At 59.3% G+C, this 16,941-nt stretch carries 15 protein-coding genes, 2 tRNA genes and 1 rRNA gene; 7 read left to right on the top strand and 11 right to left on the bottom strand.

The window, feature by feature from the left end; translation table 11 throughout:
- Positions 1 to 4: 4 nt before the first annotated feature.
- Positions 5 to 1,165, top strand: a complete 1,161-nt coding sequence (locus tag ACK3CV_RS04795) for a pyridoxal phosphate-dependent aminotransferase (protein WP_164040374.1) — start codon at positions 5 to 7, stop codon at positions 1,163 to 1,165.
- Complete coding sequence (locus ACK3CV_RS04790) at positions 1,153 to 1,926, top strand: amidohydrolase (protein WP_041033464.1); 774 nt, start codon at positions 1,153 to 1,155, stop codon at positions 1,924 to 1,926. The genes ACK3CV_RS04795 and ACK3CV_RS04790 overlap by 13 nt, the downstream gene beginning before the upstream one ends.
- On the opposite strand, the gene hpxK is transcribed toward ACK3CV_RS04790, so the two are convergent.
- The 4 genes from hpxK to ACK3CV_RS04770 all read right to left on the bottom strand — a co-directional run bounded on the left by hpxK (position 1,918) and on the right by ACK3CV_RS04770 (position 6,475).
- Complete coding sequence (gene hpxK, locus ACK3CV_RS04785; RefSeq protein WP_164142001.1) at positions 1,918 to 3,171, bottom strand: allantoate amidohydrolase; 1,254 nt, start codon at positions 3,169 to 3,171, stop codon at positions 1,918 to 1,920. The two genes, ACK3CV_RS04790 and hpxK, sit on opposite strands and share 9 nt — an antisense overlap.
- Positions 3,168 to 4,412, bottom strand: coding sequence for a pyridoxal-phosphate-dependent aminotransferase family protein (locus ACK3CV_RS04780; RefSeq protein ID WP_164040376.1), 1,245 nt, complete (start codon positions 4,410 to 4,412; stop codon positions 3,168 to 3,170). Before ACK3CV_RS04780 ends, hpxK begins: the two co-directional genes overlap by 4 nt.
- A 208-nt stretch (positions 4,413 to 4,620) precedes the next feature.
- Positions 4,621 to 5,460, bottom strand: coding sequence for a MurR/RpiR family transcriptional regulator (locus ACK3CV_RS04775; RefSeq protein ID WP_164040378.1), 840 nt, complete (start codon positions 5,458 to 5,460; stop codon positions 4,621 to 4,623).
- A gap of 136 nt (positions 5,461 to 5,596) precedes the next feature.
- Entirely contained in the window at positions 5,597 to 6,475 is an 879-nt protein-coding gene (locus ACK3CV_RS04770; protein ID WP_041033385.1) for a siderophore-interacting protein, read from the bottom strand.
- Positions 6,476 to 6,704: 229 nt separating this feature from the next.
- Here ACK3CV_RS04770 and ACK3CV_RS04765 point away from each other — a divergent pair, with 229 nt between their 5' ends.
- Positions 6,705 to 8,945 (top strand): TonB-dependent siderophore receptor, encoded by a 2,241-nt coding sequence (locus ACK3CV_RS04765; protein ID WP_060429231.1) that lies wholly within the window; start codon positions 6,705 to 6,707, stop codon positions 8,943 to 8,945.
- 105 nt (positions 8,946 to 9,050) lie between these two features.
- On the opposite strand, the gene ACK3CV_RS04760 is transcribed toward ACK3CV_RS04765, so the two are convergent.
- Positions 9,051 to 9,127: transfer RNA gene (locus tag ACK3CV_RS04760), tRNA-Asp, on the bottom strand.
- 144 nt (positions 9,128 to 9,271) lie between these two features.
- Positions 9,272 to 10,015: a DNA polymerase III subunit epsilon gene (gene dnaQ, locus ACK3CV_RS04755; protein ID WP_164040379.1), complete on the bottom strand. Its 744-nt coding sequence runs from the start codon at positions 10,013 to 10,015 to the stop codon at positions 9,272 to 9,274.
- A 72-nt stretch (positions 10,016 to 10,087) separates the two neighbouring features.
- Between dnaQ and rnhA the strand changes: the two genes are divergently transcribed.
- Positions 10,088 to 10,555, top strand: a complete 468-nt coding sequence (gene rnhA, locus ACK3CV_RS04750) for a ribonuclease HI (RefSeq protein ID WP_004930193.1) — start codon at positions 10,088 to 10,090, stop codon at positions 10,553 to 10,555.
- Here rnhA and ACK3CV_RS04745 read toward each other — a convergent pair.
- Positions 10,552 to 11,271 (bottom strand): class I SAM-dependent methyltransferase, encoded by a 720-nt coding sequence (locus ACK3CV_RS04745; protein WP_164040381.1) that lies wholly within the window; start codon positions 11,269 to 11,271, stop codon positions 10,552 to 10,554. The two genes, rnhA and ACK3CV_RS04745, sit on opposite strands and share 4 nt — an antisense overlap.
- Before the next feature lie 44 nt (positions 11,272 to 11,315).
- On the opposite strand from ACK3CV_RS04745, the gene gloB reads away from it, so the two are divergent.
- Positions 11,316 to 12,071 carry a hydroxyacylglutathione hydrolase gene (gene gloB, locus ACK3CV_RS04740; protein ID WP_033637191.1) on the top strand — a complete coding sequence of 252 codons (756 nt, stop codon included), beginning with the start codon at positions 11,316 to 11,318 and terminating at the stop codon, positions 12,069 to 12,071.
- A 71-nt stretch (positions 12,072 to 12,142) separates the two neighbouring features.
- Complete coding sequence (mltD, locus tag ACK3CV_RS04735) at positions 12,143 to 13,528, top strand: murein transglycosylase D (protein WP_199885916.1); 1,386 nt, start codon at positions 12,143 to 12,145, stop codon at positions 13,526 to 13,528.
- 52 nt (positions 13,529 to 13,580) lie between these two features.
- Here mltD and ACK3CV_RS04730 read toward each other — a convergent pair whose 3' ends face one another.
- Entirely contained in the window at positions 13,581 to 14,375 is a 795-nt protein-coding gene (locus ACK3CV_RS04730) for an endonuclease/exonuclease/phosphatase family protein (RefSeq protein ID WP_028127832.1), read from the bottom strand.
- A 331-nt stretch (positions 14,376 to 14,706) separates the two neighbouring features.
- On the opposite strand from ACK3CV_RS04730, the gene yafC reads away from it, so the two are divergent.
- Positions 14,707 to 15,594: a DNA-binding transcriptional regulator YafC gene (gene yafC, locus ACK3CV_RS04725; protein WP_033649907.1), complete on the top strand. Its 888-nt coding sequence runs from the start codon at positions 14,707 to 14,709 to the stop codon at positions 15,592 to 15,594.
- Between the two features lie 43 nt (positions 15,595 to 15,637).
- Here the strand turns inward: yafC and dkgB are convergent, their stop codons facing one another.
- The 3 genes from dkgB to rrf form a co-directional block, all read right to left on the bottom strand.
- The gene (dkgB, locus tag ACK3CV_RS04720; RefSeq protein WP_033649906.1) at positions 15,638 to 16,441 is read right to left on the bottom strand and encodes a 2,5-didehydrogluconate reductase DkgB; all 804 of its coding nucleotides are present in this window, start codon (positions 16,439 to 16,441) and stop codon (positions 15,638 to 15,640) included.
- A 212-nt stretch (positions 16,442 to 16,653) separates the two neighbouring features.
- A tRNA-Asp gene (locus ACK3CV_RS04715) sits at positions 16,654 to 16,730 on the bottom strand.
- A gap of 94 nt (positions 16,731 to 16,824) precedes the next feature.
- Positions 16,825 to 16,940 (bottom strand): 5S ribosomal RNA (rrf, locus tag ACK3CV_RS04710).
- Position 16,941 lies beyond the last annotated feature (1 nt).

Here is a 16,941-nt window from a genome sequence, read left to right as displayed (position 1 = left end):
TGCTATGAGCACTTCCGCATTGATTCCCGAAAGCAAACTGCCCTCACTGGGCACCACCATCTTTACCCAGATGAGCGCGCTGGCGCAGCAGCACCAGGCGATCAACCTGTCGCAGGGCTTCCCCGATTTCGACGGCCCGGACTACCTGAAAGAACGTCTGGCCTGGCACGTCGCCCAGGGCGCCAACCAATATGCGCCGATGACCGGCGTGGCGCCGCTGCGCGAAGCCATCGCCGACAAAACCGCCGAGCTGTATGGCTGGCAACCGGACGCCACCGCAGAAGTGACCGTCACCGCCGGCGCTACCGAAGCGCTGTTCGCAGCCATCAGCGCGCTGGTGCGCCCCGGCGACGAAGTGGTCTGTTTCGATCCCAGCTACGACAGCTATGCACCGGCGGTGACGCTGGCCGGCGGCATACTCAAACGCATCGCCCTGCAGCCGCCCGCGTTTGCCGTGGATTGGCCAGGGTTCGCCGCCGCGCTGTCGCCGCGCACCCGCCTGGTGATCGTCAACACGCCGCACAACCCGTCCGCTACCGCCTGGCAGGCGGAAGACATGCAGCAGTTGTGGCACGCTGTCGCCGAACGCGAAATCTACGTGCTCAGCGACGAGGTTTACGAACACATCTGCTTCGCCAAAGGCGGCCACGCCAGCGTGCTGGCCCACCCGCAGCTGCGCCAACGCGCGATCGCGGTGTCCTCTTTCGGCAAAACCTTCCACATGACCGGCTGGAAAGTGGGCTATTGCGTGGCACCCGCCGCGCTGAGCGCCGAGGTACGCAAAGTGCATCAATACCTGACCTTTTCGGTCAATACCCCGGCCCAGCTGGCGCTGGCGGATAGCCTGCGCGCCGAGCCGGAGCACTGGCGGCACCTGCCGGCGTTCTATCGCGCCAAACGCGACCGCTTTGTGCAGGCGCTGGCGAGCAGCCGACTGGAAATTTTACCCTGCGCGGGTACATACTTCTTGCTGGCGGACTACGGCGCCATCTCCGATCTGGACGATGTGGCGTTCTGCCATTGGTTAACCGAGCACGCGGGCGTGGCGGCCATTCCGCTGTCGGTCTTCTGTGCCGATCCTTTCCCCCATAAATTGATCCGGCTGTGCTTCGCTAAACAGGACGCCACGCTGGATGCAGCTGCGGAGCGGTTATGTCGACTTTAAAAATTACCCTGTTGCAGCAACCTTTGGTCTGGCGCGACGGCCTCGCCAATCTGGCTGCCTTCGACGCGTTGCTGGCGCCGATCGTCGGCCGCGATCTCATCGTCTTGCCGGAGATGTTCACCACCGGCTTCGCCATGGATGCCGGCGAGAGCGCCCTGCCCGAACAGCAGGTGATCGACTGGCTGCACGGTTGGGCGGTGAAAAGCCACGCGTTAATCGGCGGCAGCGTGGCGCTGAAAACCGACGAGGGCGCGGTCAACCGTTTCCTGCTGGTGGAGCCGGGCGGCCAGGTACACGCCTATGACAAACGCCACCTGTTCCGCATGGCCGGCGAACACCTGCACTACCAAGCCGGCAACCGGCGTGAAATCGTCGAGTGGCGCGGCTGGCGCATCCTGCCGCAGATCTGCTACGACCTGCGTTTCCCGGTTTGGGCACGCTATCAGCAGGATTACGATCTGGCGCTATACGTCGCCAACTGGCCGGCGCCGCGCAGTCACCATTGGCAAACGCTGCTGGCGGCGCGGGCGATTGAAAACCAGGTGTATGTGGCGGGCTGCAACCGGGTGGGCGACGATCCCAACGGCCTGAGCTACAGCGGCGACAGCCTGATCATCAGCCCTCAGGGCGAGATCCTGGCGGATGCGGAGCCAGGCGCGGCCACGCGGCTGGACGCCGAGCTGTCGCTGGAAACCCTGCAGAGTTACCGCAGCGCCTTCCCGGCCTGGCGCGACGCCGACAGCTTTCTGCGTTTAGACTGACTCCCCCTTTTCCCAGCCGGCGATCGTCAGGCAATAGGCCTGGATCGCCAGCGCCACGTCCGCCTGACGCACCGCTTCGGCCGGATGATGGCTGACGCCGCCGGCGCAACGCACGAACAACATGCCGACCGGCCAGTGCGCCGCCACGGCGATGGCGTCGTGCCCGGCGCCGCTCGGCAGCGCCAGGCTGCGCCCCTGTACCTGCTCGACGGCCGTCTGCCAGCATTGCTGCAGCTCGCTATCGCAGGCGGTGGCGTCAATGCGGTAAAACTCCTCGCTGCCGAAGCGCACGCCGCGGCGCGCGCAGATCGTCTGCGCCTGCGCCAGCAACGCCGTCAACAGCGCCGCCAGCGGTGCATCCTGCGGGCCGCGGACGTCGAGCGTCAATCGCACTTCGCCGGGGATCACGTTGGCCGCGCCCGGCAGGCATTCAATACACCCCACGGTGGCAACCAGATGCGGATCGGCGGCGCGGGTCAACGTTTCGACCACCGTTATCCATTCCGCCGCGGCCGCCAGCGCGTCTTTGCGCTGCCCCATCGGCACCGTGCCGGCGTGGCCCGCTTCACCGCTGAACGTGCAGGTAAGCCGGCGCGCGCCATTGATCGCCGTCACCACGCCCAGCGCAAGGTCGGCCGCCTCCAGGCACGGGCCTTGTTCGATATGCAATTCCAGATAAGCACGGATTTCCAGCGGCGCGCGACGCGCCTGCTCGATCGCCGCCGGATCCAGCCCAAAGTCGCGCATGGCCTGCGCGATGCTCACCCCGTCGGCATCCGTCTGCGCCAGCCATTCCTGCGGCCATTGGCCGGTCAGCCCGCAGCTGCCGAGCAGCGTGACGCCAAAGCGCGCGCCCTCTTCGTCGGCAAAACCGATCACCTCCAGCGCCAGCAGCAATCGACGCCCCTGGCGGTGATAGTGCGTCACCGTTTCCAGCGCCGTGAGCACGCCGAGCATGCCGTCATAGCGCCCGGCGTTACGCACCGTGTCCAGATGCGAACCGAGCAGCAGCGCGGGGGCACCGGGCGTGTGCCCTTCATAACGGCCGCAGATATTACCGACGCTGTCTTGCCACACCCGCATACCGCTCTCGCGCATCCACTCCCCGACCCGGTGATTGGCGCGCCGATGTTCGGCAGAGAGATAAAGACGCGTCAGCCGATCGGGCTCTGCGCTGATCGCCGCCAGCTCGTCACAGCGCGCCATCACCCGTGCGGCAGCCTGCTGCGCCTCCAGCGGCGTCATCCACGCTTGCCTGCGTCATAAACGTTCCAGGCGGCCTGCAACGCCTCGCCCTGCTTGCTGGCGAAACCGAGGCGGTTCAACACCGCCTCCAGCGCCGCCAGCGTTTGCAGCACGCAATCCTTGCGCGCGTTGTAGCCCATGGTGCCGATGCGCCAGATCTTGCCCTGCAGCGGGCCGAACGAGGTGCCGATTTCGATGGCAAAGTCGTTCAGCATCATCTGCCGCACCTGTTCGCCGTGCACCTGCGGCGGGATCATCACGCCGAGCACGTTATTCATGCGGTGTTCGAGATCGCCGAACACCGCCAGCCCCATGCCCCGGATGCCCGCCAGCATCGCCGCGCCATGCAGCCGGTGGCGGGCGATGGCGTGATCCAGCCCTTCTTCGAGGATCACCCGCGCACATTCGCGCGCTGCGAACAGCATGCTGGTGGCTTCGGTATGGTGATTCAGGCGCTCCGGCCCCCAATAATCCATGATCATGCCGATGTCGAAATAGTTGGAGTAAATCATCTCGTCGTCGCCGTCGGCATGCTCGGCGGTGCGGATCCCCGCCTCCACGCATTTACGGCGGCGCACAATCTCTTCAAACTGCGGGCTGAGAGTGACCGGCGAGCTGCCGGAGGGGCCGCCCAGGCACTTCTGCAGCCCGGCGGAGACCGCATCCAGCCCCCAGGCATCGGTCTCCAGCGGATTACCGCCGAAGGAAGCCGTCGCATCGGTGTAGAACAGCACGCCGTGGCGGCGGCAGATATCGCCCAGCTCATCCAGCGGCTGCAGCATGGTGGTGGAGGTGTCGCCCTGCACCGTCAGCAGCAGGCGCGGGCGCACTCGCTTAATCGCGTCTTCGATGCGATCGGCGCTGAACACCTCGCCCCACGGTACCTCGATCGTGTGCACCTCGGCGCGGCAGCGGCGGGCAATCTCGCACAGCAGATGCCCGAAGCGGCCGAAGACCGGCACCAGCACCTTATCGCCCGGCCGAATGGCGGAAACCAGCAGCGCCTCGATACCGGCGCGCGAGGTGCCGTCCACCAGCATCGTCCAGCGGTTTTCGGTGCGGAACAGCGCGCGATACAGCGCCATGACCTGATTCATGTAACCGGTCATCGCCGGATCGTACTGGCCGATCAGCTGACTCGACATGGCACGCAGCACGCGCGGATCGGCGTTGATCGGCCCCGGCCCCATCAGCAGGCGTGCCGGCGGGTTAATCTGATCGAATTGCGAGATATCCAACATGTTCATTCCCTGTCAGCTTAGTAAGTTATTGAGTTATGCCGTCAGCGTCGACATGACGTTTGTTTGCTGCCCAACAGCCTACTCCCGATAGGGATTCATTTGAAACAAAAGATTCTTATGATCAATTAATGAAACCAAAGTAACAAAATGAGGTGACCGATCCGCCTTAAACGGCGGCAGGTGCAGGAAGGGAAATGACCTGCCGCGCTTAACGCAGCTCCAGTTCGTCCAGCGCCTGGAACAGTTCGGCGACGTGGTGAATGCGCTGCCGCCCCTGCGCCAGCTGCTCATGCAGCAACGCATTGCTGAGCAGGCTGGCCAGGCTCATGGCGGCGGCATAGCTGTCGAACGCCGACACGCTGTCGAGCGGCACGGTCAAGTGCCAGTTGGCCAGCGGGAACAACGCCTGCGCCTGCGGTTCGCAGATCAGCAGCGTCGGCACCCCGCGGCTTTGCAACAGCGCCAGCAGCGCCTTTATCTGGCGCGCCCGGCGACGGAACGCCACCACCACCGCCATGTCCTGCGGCGTCAGCCCCGCCAGATCTTCCGCCAGCGTTTGCCCCGGCTGCGGCGCCAGCAGCACCTGCTCCCGCACCTGCATCAGCTGCTGGCGCAGGTGCATCGCCACCGGATAGCTGTTGCGCAGCCCCAGCAGCATCACGCTTCGCGCCTGCGCCAGTGCGGCGATCGCCGCGCTGAACTGTACCGCATCGATCTGCTTTACCCAACGGGTGAGGTTGGCCATTTCCTGCTTACAGTGCCGCGCCAATAGCGTATCGCCCTGCACCGCATCGCGGCTGTCGGTCAGCGGCATGCCGCTTTGGCGCAGGGTGCGCAGCTCATCGCGCATGGCGCGGTAGTTGGGGTAGCCCAGCCGTTTGAACAAGCGGCTGACCGTGGCTTTGGAAACGCCGCTCAGACGCGCCAACTCGGCGCTGTTGTAGCCGATCAAATCGTCATAGTGATCGAAGATGAAGTCGGCCACCCGCTGCTCCTGCGGCGTCAACTGTGGGTAGTCGCGGCGCAGGCGTTCGTCGAACCGTTGCATTATCGTTCTCGCTGTAACCTTCGTTTCAGCGGAACATAACACGGTCGAACTACCCGCTGGCAAGCGATTATTCGTTGGTGGGGAATGGCAGCGGCATGCCCTGCTCCCGCGTTAATGCCGGAAAAGGGCCGCGCGTTCAGCACCAATAGGCCATGAAGTTGACGGTAGCGCGATCCAGATCGCGTTCGCCGATCAGATAACGCCGCAGCGTTTTCACCGTGGAAGACTCGGCCGCCACCCAGGCATAAAAAGCGTTGCCGCCTGCCGCCCGCTCCCACAGCACCTCATCGCTCAGGCTGCTTTCCGCCAGGGACTGCGCCTGCGCGCACGCCGACGCGGGGATATCGACCCGCTGGCGCACCGCTTCCACCAGCAGCGTACCGTGCGCCAACTGGCGGCCCACGTCGCGCGGCAGCCAGTAAACCTCGGCGAACGGGAAACGGGCCAAATCCAGGCAATCCCCCGCCACCGGCACTTCGAAGAACGCCTGCACCCGCGGCGGATTGGCCTGCTGCGCCAGCTGCTCCAGAATGCCCATCGCCGCCGGCACCGCCGTCTCATCGGCGATCAACAGCGCCTGCTGCAACTGCGCCGGCGGCGCCCATTCGTAGCCGCCGCTGTCGCCGCCGAACTCGCCGTTGGGCGCGACCGTCTGAATGGCGTCACCCGGCTCGGCGTGGGTCGCCCAGGCGGAAGCCGGGCCGTTCACACCATGCAGCACGAATTCGACGTCCATCTGATTCTGCTCACGGCGCAGCGCACGCAGCGTATAGGTGCGCATCACCGGCCGTTGTTCTTTGGGGATCGCCATGTAATCGCCGTACCAGTCCGGACCGTTGGCCAACTGTGGGCTCTGGCCGTCCGCCGCCGGGAACAACAGTTTGATGCGCTGATCCGGCGCTTCAAGCTTCATCCGATGAATATCCGCACCTTCAAACACGCAGCGCACCAGCGAAGGTGAAATCAGCGTTTTGCTTTTCAGGGTGATATCAAAAATTCTGTAGCTGGCGGACATGTTCTCGATTCTCCGGCAACGCTGTCGCTTGCGCGTATGGCCGATCGGCTGCCGTGTTGACGGCGTGGGGTGCTCGATCGCGCAGTGGGTAAAATGTTAATAAAACTAATTAATTACGTTAATGTATCGCAAAAAATCATATCATGATTTTATTGATAACAAGAAACGTTATTGATAAAAGAAGCATTCTCAAAAATAGAGTAATAACAAAATCACCTGGGAAATAACGATGAAACGCAAACACCTTTGGGTATTGAACCCTTGTCTGCTGGCAATGCTTGCGCCGGCGGCTTGGGCAGAAGATCAGAAAACCGGCAACGAAGAGCAGTTGGTGGTCTCCGCCAGCCGTTCGCACCGCAGCGTGGCGGAAATGGCGCAGACCACTTGGGTCATTGAAAGCCAGGAGATCGAACAGCAGGTCCAGGGCGGCAAAGAGATCAAGGACATGTTGGCACAGCTGATCCCCGGCATGGACGTCAGCGGCCAGGGCCGCACCAACTATGGCATGAATATGCGCGGCCGTTCGATGATGGTGATGATCGACGGCGTACGCCTGAACTCATCGCGCAGCGACAGCCGCCAATTGGATTCTATCGATCCATTCAATATCGATCATATTGAGGTGATTTCCGGCGCGACCTCGCTGTACGGCGGCGGCAGCACCGGCGGCCTGATCAACATCGTCACCAAAAAGGGGCAACCGGAACAGCAGGTCGAGTTGCAGATCGGCGGTAAAACCGGCTTTGGCGGCCATAACGATCACGACGAGAATGTGGCGGCGGCGGTCAGCGGCGGCAACGACAACGCCTCGGGGCGCCTGTCCGTTTCTTACCAGCGCTACGGCGGCTGGTATGACGGCAAAGGCAACGAGGTGCTGATCGACAACACCCAAACCGGCCTGCAGTATTCCGATCGCCTCGACGTGATGGGCACCGGCACCCTCAACATCGACGATCATCAACAGTTGCAGCTGACCACCCAATACTACAAAAGCCAGTCTGACGGCGACCACGGCCTGTTCCTGGGAGAAAACTTCGCGGCGGTGACCGGCAACGCCAAGGCCTACAACAGCGGTAGCTTAGATTCCGACCGCATCCCCGGCACCGAACGCCATCTGATCAACCTGCAGTATTCCAACACCGATTTCCTCGGCCAGGATCTGGTGGCGCAGGTCTACTACCGCGACGAAACCCTGACCTTCTACCCGTTCCCAACGCTGGCGGGCAAAGCGCCGAACTATTACGTCAGCAGCATTGGCGCCTCGCAGCAAAAAACCGACTTCTACGGCGGCAAACTGACGTTAAACAGCAAACCTGTCGACGCGCTGACGCTGACTTACGGCATCGACGCCGAGCATGAGAGCTTCAACGCTAACCAACAGTTCTTTAACCTGGCGAAGGCGCAACAGTCCGGCGGCATGACGCTGGAGAACGCCTACAGCACCGGCCGCTACCCGAGCTATACCACCAGCAATCTGGCGTCGTTCCTGCAGGCCAGTTACGACATCAACCCGATCTTCACCCTGAGCGGCGGCGTGCGTTACCAGTACACCGAAAACAAAATCGACGACTTCGTCGGTTATAACCAGCAGCAGGCGATCGCTACCGGTGCCGCCGCCTCCGCCGACGCCATTCCGGGAGGGAAAACCGACTACAACAATGCGCTGTTCAACGCCGGCCTGTTGGCTCACCTGACCGAGCGCCAGCAAACCTGGTTCAACTTCTCTCAGGGCTTCGAGATCCCGGATCCGGGCAAGTATTACGGCAACGGCACCTACGCGCTGAACGGCGGCCACTACCAACTGCTGAAAAGCGTTAACGTCGGCGATTCCAGGCTGGAAGGCATCAAGGTCAATGCTTACGAGCTGGGCTGGCGCTATACCGGCGATAACCTGCGCACGCAAATCGCCGCCTACTACTCGCTGTCCGACAAGAGCATCGCCATCAACAAAACCGACATGACCATCAACGTCAATGCGGATAAGCGCCGCATCTACGGGGTAGAAGGCGCGGTGGATTATTTCTTTGAAGACAGCGACTGGAGCGCCGGCACCAACTTCAACGTTATCCGTTCCGAAACCAAGGTCAACGGCGAATGGAAGAAGCTGGTGGTGGATACCGCCAGCCCATCGAAAGTCACCGCCTATGTCGGCTGGGCGCCGGGCGACTGGAATCTGCGCTTACAGTCGCAGCAGACCTTCGACGTGTCGGACGACGGTGATTACACCAAGGCCAATTCCACTCAGGGCCGCAAGATCGATGGCTACAACACCCTCGATTTCCTCGGCAGCTATGCCCTGCCGGTGGGGAAAATCAGCTTCAGCGTGGAAAACCTGCTGGACAAGGAGTACACCACCGTTTGGGGCCAACGCGCGCCGATCCTGTACAGCCCAACCTACGGTTCGCCTGAGCTGTACAGCTATAAAGGCCGTGGACGCACCTTCGGTTTGAATTACTCGGTGTTGTTCTGAGGATAAGGGGCCGGTCTGCCGGCCCCGTTCCCTGGGCCGCACCGTTTTGCCGAGAGCGGAAACGACGAAGCCCTGAGTTATCGCTAACTCAGGGCTTCTGAATAGTGGCGGAACGGACGGGGCTCGAACCCGCGACCCCCTGCGTGACAGGCAGGTATTCTAACCAACTGAACTACCGCTCCGCGCCATTCCCTCTTGCGGGGGAACGAGGCGCATATTACGGACGCCTTTCGGTTCCGTCAACGCCTTTTTCTCACCAAATGAACCGTTTGCACAGTTTTTCAACGAAGGTTCATCCGGTGAGGTTTTTTCACGCAAAAACGCCGTTATTCGGCCGGCGCTCCGCGCCACAGGCAGCTGCCGCCCTTCTTCGCCACCAGATCCAGACGCGCCTCGTGCGCCTTCACTTCTTCGTCGCTGGCGTAGACCACTTTCATCGCCGTCGCCGGACGGACGATGCGCTGAATCTCTTGCGCGGCGTCGTTTTGCTGGGTATCCCCTTCCATCTGGAAGGCTATCGAGGTCTGACCGCCGGTCATCGCCAGATAGACTTCCGCCAGGATCTCGGCATCGAGCAATGCGCCGTGCAGCGTACGCTTGCTGTTGTCTATCTCATAACGGCTGCACAAGGCATCGAGGTTGTTGCGCTTGCCCGGGAACAGGCGGCGCGCCATCATCAGGCTGTCGGTGATGGTGCAGAAGGTCTCTGTCTTCGGGATGCCCTGCTGCAGCATGCGGAATTCGTGATCCATAAAGCCGATATCGAACGCCGCGTTATGGATCACCAGTTCGCCGCCGCGGATAAAGTCGAGGAATTCCTCGGCAACCTGATCGAAGGTCGGCTTGTCGGCCAGGAAGTCGTCGCTGATGCCGTGTACGCCGTAGGCTTCCGGATCCACCAGCCTGTCCGGCTTGATGTAAACGTGGAAATTGCGCCCGGTCAGGCGGCGGTTAATCACCTCCACCGCACCGATTTCGATGATGCGGTGCCCTTCGTAGTGCACCCCAAGCTTGTTCATACCGGTGGTTTCGGTATCGAGGACAATTTGTCTGGTGGTTGTAGAGATCATATTGCAGTGCTCACAGCGCTCGTTTATGTCAGACTTGGCTTTTATAAAACTGATAGGAAGAGTCTACCAGAGATGCTCAAACAGGTAGAAATTTTCACCGACGGCTCCTGCCTTGGCAACCCCGGCCCCGGTGGCTACGGCGCGATATTACGCTATAAGCAGACGGAAAAAACCTTCAGCGAGGGTTTTCGTCTGACCACCAATAACCGCATGGAAATGATGGCGGCGATCGTGGCGCTGGAAGCGCTGACCGTGCCCTGCGCCGTGACGCTCAGCACCGACAGCCAGTATGTGCGCCAGGGCATCACCAGTTGGATCCATAACTGGAAGAAGCGCGGCTGGAAAACCGCCGACAAGAAGCCGGTCAAAAATGTCGATCTGTGGCAGCGGTTGGATCAGGCCATTCAGCGCCACGAGGTGAAATGGGAATGGGTCAAGGGCCACGCCGGCCACCCGGAGAACGAACGTTGTGATGTGCTGGCGCGCGAAGCGGCCGGTAAGCCGACGCAGGAGGACGTCGGTTACCAACCGGAAGCCTAAGGCAGTTTGCGATAGCTCTTGGTCGCGCCCACCGCGCGGCTGAGAGAAGGTTTTCTCGCCCCCAGTTTCATCGGCGTGGGCGTCAGCGGCAAGGTGCGTTTGCGCGCCACAATCACGCTCATGCAGCCCAGCGCCGGCAAATGAGTGCATAAAAACTTGCCGCCCTTGCGGTGCCATGGCAGCACGTGAAAACGCGCCTGGTACAACACCTCATAATTCAGCAGGCTGAGCCAATCCAGCAGCCGCATCTGGGTAAACATGCGGCTGACATAGGGCTGGCGGCGACGCAATCCGGGCACCAGTTTGCCCAATCCCAGCAGGCTGAACGGATTGAAGCTGCTGATAACCAACCAGCCATCGTCGATCAACACCCTGTCTACTTCACGCAGCATGCGGTGCGGATCGTCCGCGTAGGACAACGTATGCGCCAACAGGCAGGCATCCACCGACTTGGCGGCAAACGGCAGTTGATAAGCATCGGCGATCACCTGCAGCCTTTCCCCCTCCAACCCTACGTTGACCTGATGGGAAATTGCGCATTTGTCCGTGGCCAGCTCGGCGCTGAGCATGCCCATCTTCAGCAGATGGAAACCGAACAGCTTTGGCCACCAGGGTTGCAACTGCCGCTCGAGGGCTTCACGATAGTATTCCCCCCACGGCAGCTCCGCCCAGGACTGCGGGCCGGTGAGCTTTTGTAGAGTATGGGCTGGTTTCATGATTTATTATCTTCTTTCAAGCCGTTGCCAACGAGAGGTACACCATGAATCTTATCAGCATTCCCGCCTTCCAGGACAATTACATTTGGTTATTGGATGACCGGCAGGGGCGCTGCATTATCGTCGATCCGGGTGAGGCGCAGCCGGTGCTCGAAGCGCTGCAGCGCCTGCAGCTGACGCCGGCGGCGATCCTGCTGACCCACCATCATCACGATCACGTCGGCGGCGTGGCGCAGATCGTGGCGCAATATCCCGGCCTGGCTGTCTATGGGCCGCAAGAAACCGCGGACAAAGGCGCCAACCACATCGTCCGCGACGGCGACACCTTTGCCATCGATGGCCGCCAATACAAGACTATCGCCGTCCCCGGCCATACGTTGGGCCATGTGGCATTCTATAGTGCCCCTTATCTGTTCTGCGGCGACACAATTTTCTCCGCCGGCTGCGGCAGGCTGTTTGAAGGCAGCGCCAAACAAATGTACGACTCATTTCAACAACTCGCGCAACTTCCCGATAACACCTTAATTTGCTGCGCGCATGAATATACTCTTTCAAATCTTAAGTTTGCGCGGGCTATTTTGCCGGAAGATCGAGAGATTGAAACATATCAACAACATGTCGAAGCGTTAAGGGCAAAAGGCCAAGCCAGCGTGCCAACCACATTGCAATTAGAGCGCAAAATTAACCTGTTTTTACGTTGCCATGACGCTGATTTACAAAAGAAATTAGGCTTTAATTCACCACCAGAAAGCCTTCATTCAGTTTTTTCCGAATTACGCCTGCGGAAAGATAACTTCTAAGCTTTTAGTTGTGTTATTTGGCGAAGCAAAGTATTATTGCTCGTCTTTTAAGCAACTACATTGACACACACATGAAGGCTAAAGCGATATTTCTCGCCTCAGTCTTGCTAGTGGGTTGCCAGTCGTCCAGGCAGGACGCACCGGCGCCAGAACAGCATGCACAGAGTTTGTCTTCAGCTGGTCAAGATGGTGAAGCAGGAGAGTACACAGCAAATGGCCGAGCGAGCTCGGCGCGGTGGTTGGATAACAACAGTCCCGCCGCGCAACAGGACCTGTGGAACTTCATTAGCGACGAGCTGAAGATGGAGGTTCCGGAAAATTCCCGGATCCGTGATCAGAAAAGAAAGTACTTAAAAAGTAAGAGCTATCTCCACGATGTAACATTACGGGCAGAGCCGTACATGTACTGGATAGTCGGGCAGATTAAGAAACGTAATATGCCGATGGAACTGGTACTGCTACCCATAGTGGAGAGCGCTTTTGACCCCCACGCCACGTCAAGTGCCAACGCCGCAGGGCTATGGCAAATCGTGCCGCAAACGGGTCGCAATTATGGTTTGAAAAACAATCAGTGGTATGACGGTCGACGCGATGTCGTCGCCTCGACAACCGCTGCGCTTAACATGATGCAGCGCTTGAACCGCATGTTTAACGGCGACTGGTTACTGACCGTAGCCGCCTATAACAGTGGTGAAGGCCGCGTGATGCAAGCGGTGAAGGCAAACAAACGCCAGGGTAAGCCAACCAATTTCTGGGCATTGTCGCTTCCGCGTGAAACGTCAATCTATGTCCCGAAAATGCTGGCGCTGAGCGACATCATCAAGAACAGCAAGAAGTACGGCGTGAAACTCCCGAAAACGGATGAAACCCGTGCGCTGGCGCGTATTGATGTCGGGCAGCAGATCCAGCTGACTCAGGCGGCTGAGATGGCGGGGCTTTCAGTCACCAAGATGAAAGCGTATAACCCAGGCTACAAAAAAGGCGTTACGGCACCCAACGGGCCCCATTACATCATGGTTCCCAAAGGACATGCCGAGCAACTGAAAGACTCGCTGGCCGATGGCCAGATCGCCGTGACTCAGCCAACGACGCAGTTGGCGAAGAACAGCGGTTTGACCAGTGGCAGTTCGTATAAAGTGCGCTCCGGCGACACCTTATCGGGCATTGCCAAGCGGCTGAACGTTAAGACCAGCGATTTGCAGAGTTGGAACAACTTACGCGCCAAGAGCGCCATAAAAGTTGGGCAAACCCTGCAAGTGGCCAGCAATACTGGCGGTAACAGCAGTATTACCTATCAGGTTCGTAAAGGTGATTCGCTTGCCAGTATCGCACGTCGTCACGGCGTCGATATTAACGACGTGATGCGTTGGAATTCAACGCTCGGTAAAGGCAACAGCCTTCAACCCGGTCTTAAGTTGACCCTGTTTGTCGGCAACAAGCTGACGCCGGACACCTAAGTTTCCGGCACAAAAAAAGCACCCTTCGGGGTGCTTTTTTATTGCCTGCGATTCACCAGACGGGAGAATCTTTTTCCGGGTGGAACTCCACCAACAGCGGATTGTGATCCGACGCGCTGGTCACCAGTACCGACGCCTCTACGACCCCAAGATTGCGATAAAACACAAAGTCCAGCGGGCGGCCAAAAGCCTTACGGCGGTGATCGTCGGCGAAGCTCACTTCGCGCAGCGCCATCTCACCGGCAAAGTCATACAAGGCATTGATACGTTTGCGGCTCCAGGCGTTGAAGTCCCCGGCCATGATCACCGGCCCCCGGTGGCTGGCGATCTGCTCGCCGATCGGCCCCAGCTGCTTGCTGTAGACGTCGACTCCCAGACTAAAGTTCACCGCATGGATGTTCACCACCATCAACAGCTCACCGTTGTACAGCGGATAAACGGTGATCAGGGCCGACTTGGACAGCCGCAGCAGCGGCTCTCGCTCGCGCAGCGGGCAGCAGTAAACCGGATGAGCGGCCGCCAGCGTCATCACGCCGGAAGGGTGCTGCGGCAACACAAAGGCCGGCACCTGATCGGCCGCCAGATAGTTGGCGGTCGCGTAGCTCACCAGCTCCGGCGTGGTTTGCGCTTCTTGCAACAGCACCAGCTGCGCATCTTTGCCATGGTTTTTCAGCACCGAAAGCCAGTCGGCTCGCTGCTGTTTGAAAATATTCCACACCATAACGCGCAAGGCGCCGGTCGTCGGCAGCGCCGCCCCTGGCGGCAACGGCTGGTTAACGGCGCCAGGAAAGATTCGCTCAACTGGCTGGCCTGCAACATACCTCATTGCATAAGTTCGTTTCGGCACGCGATTCGCCTATAACCCATTAGCATGAAACTGGCGATGAAGACTTCGCCAACGGTGAATTGATTATACGCCTGCCCCGCACAGACGGCATGGCTTTTACAGGCATAACCTTTTCAGTTATAGGGGCCGCCTGCGGCGATTTCAATCTTCTGAGGGTATAGCAGTGTAAAGGTGATGCAGCAGAGGTGAAAAATGCGAAAGGGCCAGCAAAATGCAGACGGAGAAACAGGAATATGCGCAATCAGATTCCTGTGGGTGACGACGTTGCTCCGACGTGTTTAAATGACGAAATCGCTAAAAATTTAGAACAGAGTTTGCCTTTGGAGCAAAAATGAAAGCGAATTCGGACGAGCTCATCACCTTCGTCACCGTAGTGGAAAGCGGCAGCTTCAGCCGAGCGGCCGAGCGCCTGCAGCAGGCCAACTCCGTGGTCAGTCGGACGGTAAAAAAGCTGGAGAGCAAGCTGGGGGTAACCCTGCTCAACCGCACGACACGCCAAATCAGTCTGACCCAGGAAGGCGAAAACTACTTTCGGCAGGTGCAGAAAGTGTTGAGCGATATGGCCGCAGCGGAAAATGCGTTGATGGAAAGCCGTCAACGCCCGCAGGGGCTGCTGCGCGTCGATGCCGCAACGCCGGTCGTCTTGCATCTGTTGACGCCGCTGGTCGCCGAGTTTCGTGAACGCTATCCGGAAATGTCGCTATCGCTGGTCTCTTCGGAAAACTTCATCAATTTGATCGAACGAAAAGTGGATATCGCAATCCGCGTCGGCGAGCTGACGGACTCTACGCTGAAAGCGCGCAAGCTGATGGCCAGCTATCGACGCATCCTGGCCTCCCCCGCCTACCTGGCGCAATATGGCGCGCCAAAGACGGTAGCCGACCTGGAGCACCATTGCTGCATCGGCTTTAACGATCTGCCCAATCTGAACCGCTGGCCGCTGACCTGTGCCGATGGTCGACAACTGGAGATCGTTCCGGGGCTGACCACCAACAGCGGTGAAACCCAGCGCCACCTGTGCCTGCACGGCAACGGCATCGCCTGCCTGTCGGACTTTATGAGTGATGAAGACGTCAAACGCGGGAACCTGGTTCCCCTTCTGGTAGGAGACACGCTGCCACTCGAAATGCCGATCAACGCGGTGTACTACAGCGATAGCGCTGTCAGTAACCGCCTGCGCAGCTTTATCGATTTTATCAGCGAGCGGCTAAAGCAATAAAAAGGCGCCCTCTTGGGGCGCCTGAGGTCTTCATATCTGAAGATTAGTCCCAGTTGGGTGCCAGGCCTTCCGGGCTGACCAATCGGCCGTTGCTTTCAAGCGCCGCAATCTGCGCCATATCTTCGTCACTCAGCGTCAGTTGCTGCGCTAACAGGTTGCTTTCCAGGTTTTCGCGCTTGGTCGAAGAAGGGATCACCGCGTAGCCCAGTTTCAACGCCCAAGCCAGAACCACCTGTGCCGGCGTCGCATTGTGACGGGCGGCAATGCTTTTGATCGTCTCATCCTGCAACGCTTTGCCATACGCCAGCGTCATATAAGAGGTGATGGCGATACCATGTTGCCGTGCGAACGCCACCACTTTTTCATTCTGCAAGAACGGTGACAGTTCGATCTGATTAGTCGCAATCTGATCGGCGCCAACCGCATCAATCGCCTGCTGCATCAGATCGATGGTGAAGTTAGATACACCAATCTGACGGGTCAGCCCCAATCGCTTGGCTTCCAGCAGTTCAGCCATAAACTCTGCGACAGGCACCTCATCATTTGGCGATGGCCAGTGAATCAGCGTCAGATCGACATACGGGGTCTGCAGCTTGGCCAAGCTGTCTCGCAGACTGGGAATTAAGGCGCCCTTAGCCAGATTCGCGATCCAGATCTTGGTCGTGATGAACAACTCGTCACGCGGCACACCGCTAGCGGCGATAGCCTGGCCGACGGCCGCTTCGTTTTCATAGATCTGTGCGGTATCGATAGCCCGATAGCCCAATTCCAGAGCTGTGCTCACTGAGTCGATAACTACCTGATCCTGAAGGCGGAAAGTACCTAAACCAAATGCAGGGATGCTCACAATATTTACTCTCTCATTAGTGGATAAATAACGATGCGAGAGAGTATGGCAATATTTTTAGTGAGCAAAAACGCCAGGTTCGGCATAAGACTTTTGATCAACAGGCAACAATATTGAGGAAAGCGGCGGGAAGGGCGACAAATTAGACGAGGCTTTATGAATTTTGCATATGAAAAAGCCCTGAGTCAGAGACTCAGGGCTTATCAATTAAGTGGCGGAACGGACGGGGCTCGAACCCGCGACCCCCTGCGTGACAGGCAGGTATTCTAACCAACTGAACTACCGCTCCACCGATTCTTTTACGTTGCATCTCTCGATGCCGGCAATATCGCGCTCTGCGATTTGCGCATTACCAGCCGTCACGCTGATAACGTTTATTTGATGCCTGGCAGTGTCCTACTCTCGCATGGGGAGACCCCACACTACCATCGGCGCTACGGCGTTTCACTTCTGAGTTCGGCATGGGGTCAGGTGGGACCACCGCGCTATTGCCGCCAGGC

It is taken from the genome of Serratia sp. TSO36 (assembly GCF_057808395.1).
This window is presented reverse-complemented; position numbering and strand designations above follow the sequence as displayed.

Bases quoted from the DNA above. Each gene is read 5' to 3' on its own strand.
- gloB (WP_033637191.1), top strand. From the start codon at position 11,316: ATGAATCTTATCAGCATTCCCGCCTTCCAGGACAATTACATTTGGTTA.
- ACK3CV_RS04775 (WP_164040378.1), bottom strand. From the start codon at position 5,460: ATGCAACGGTTCGACGAACGCCTGCGCCGCGACTACCCACAGTTGACG.
- ACK3CV_RS04770 (WP_041033385.1), bottom strand. From the start codon at position 6,475: ATGTCCGCCAGCTACAGAATTTTTGATATCACCCTGAAAAGCAAAACG.
- ACK3CV_RS04795 (WP_164040374.1), top strand. From the start codon at position 5: ATGAGCACTTCCGCATTGATTCCCGAAAGCAAACTGCCCTCACTGGGC.
- ACK3CV_RS04780 (WP_164040376.1), bottom strand. From the start codon at position 4,412: ATGTTGGATATCTCGCAATTCGATCAGATTAACCCGCCGGCACGCCTG.
- ACK3CV_RS04765 (WP_060429231.1), top strand. From the start codon at position 6,705: ATGAAACGCAAACACCTTTGGGTATTGAACCCTTGTCTGCTGGCAATG.
- yafC (WP_033649907.1), top strand. From the start codon at position 14,707: ATGAAAGCGAATTCGGACGAGCTCATCACCTTCGTCACCGTAGTGGAA.
- ACK3CV_RS04745 (WP_164040381.1), bottom strand. From the start codon at position 11,271: ATGAAACCAGCCCATACTCTACAAAAGCTCACCGGCCCGCAGTCCTGG.
- mltD (WP_199885916.1), top strand. From the start codon at position 12,143: ATGAAGGCTAAAGCGATATTTCTCGCCTCAGTCTTGCTAGTGGGTTGC.
- hpxK (WP_164142001.1), bottom strand. From the start codon at position 3,171: ATGACGCCGCTGGAGGCGCAGCAGGCTGCCGCACGGGTGATGGCGCGC.
- ACK3CV_RS04790 (WP_041033464.1), top strand. From the start codon at position 1,153: ATGTCGACTTTAAAAATTACCCTGTTGCAGCAACCTTTGGTCTGGCGC.
- dnaQ (WP_164040379.1), bottom strand. From the start codon at position 10,015: ATGATCTCTACAACCACCAGACAAATTGTCCTCGATACCGAAACCACC.
- rnhA (WP_004930193.1), top strand. From the start codon at position 10,088: ATGCTCAAACAGGTAGAAATTTTCACCGACGGCTCCTGCCTTGGCAAC.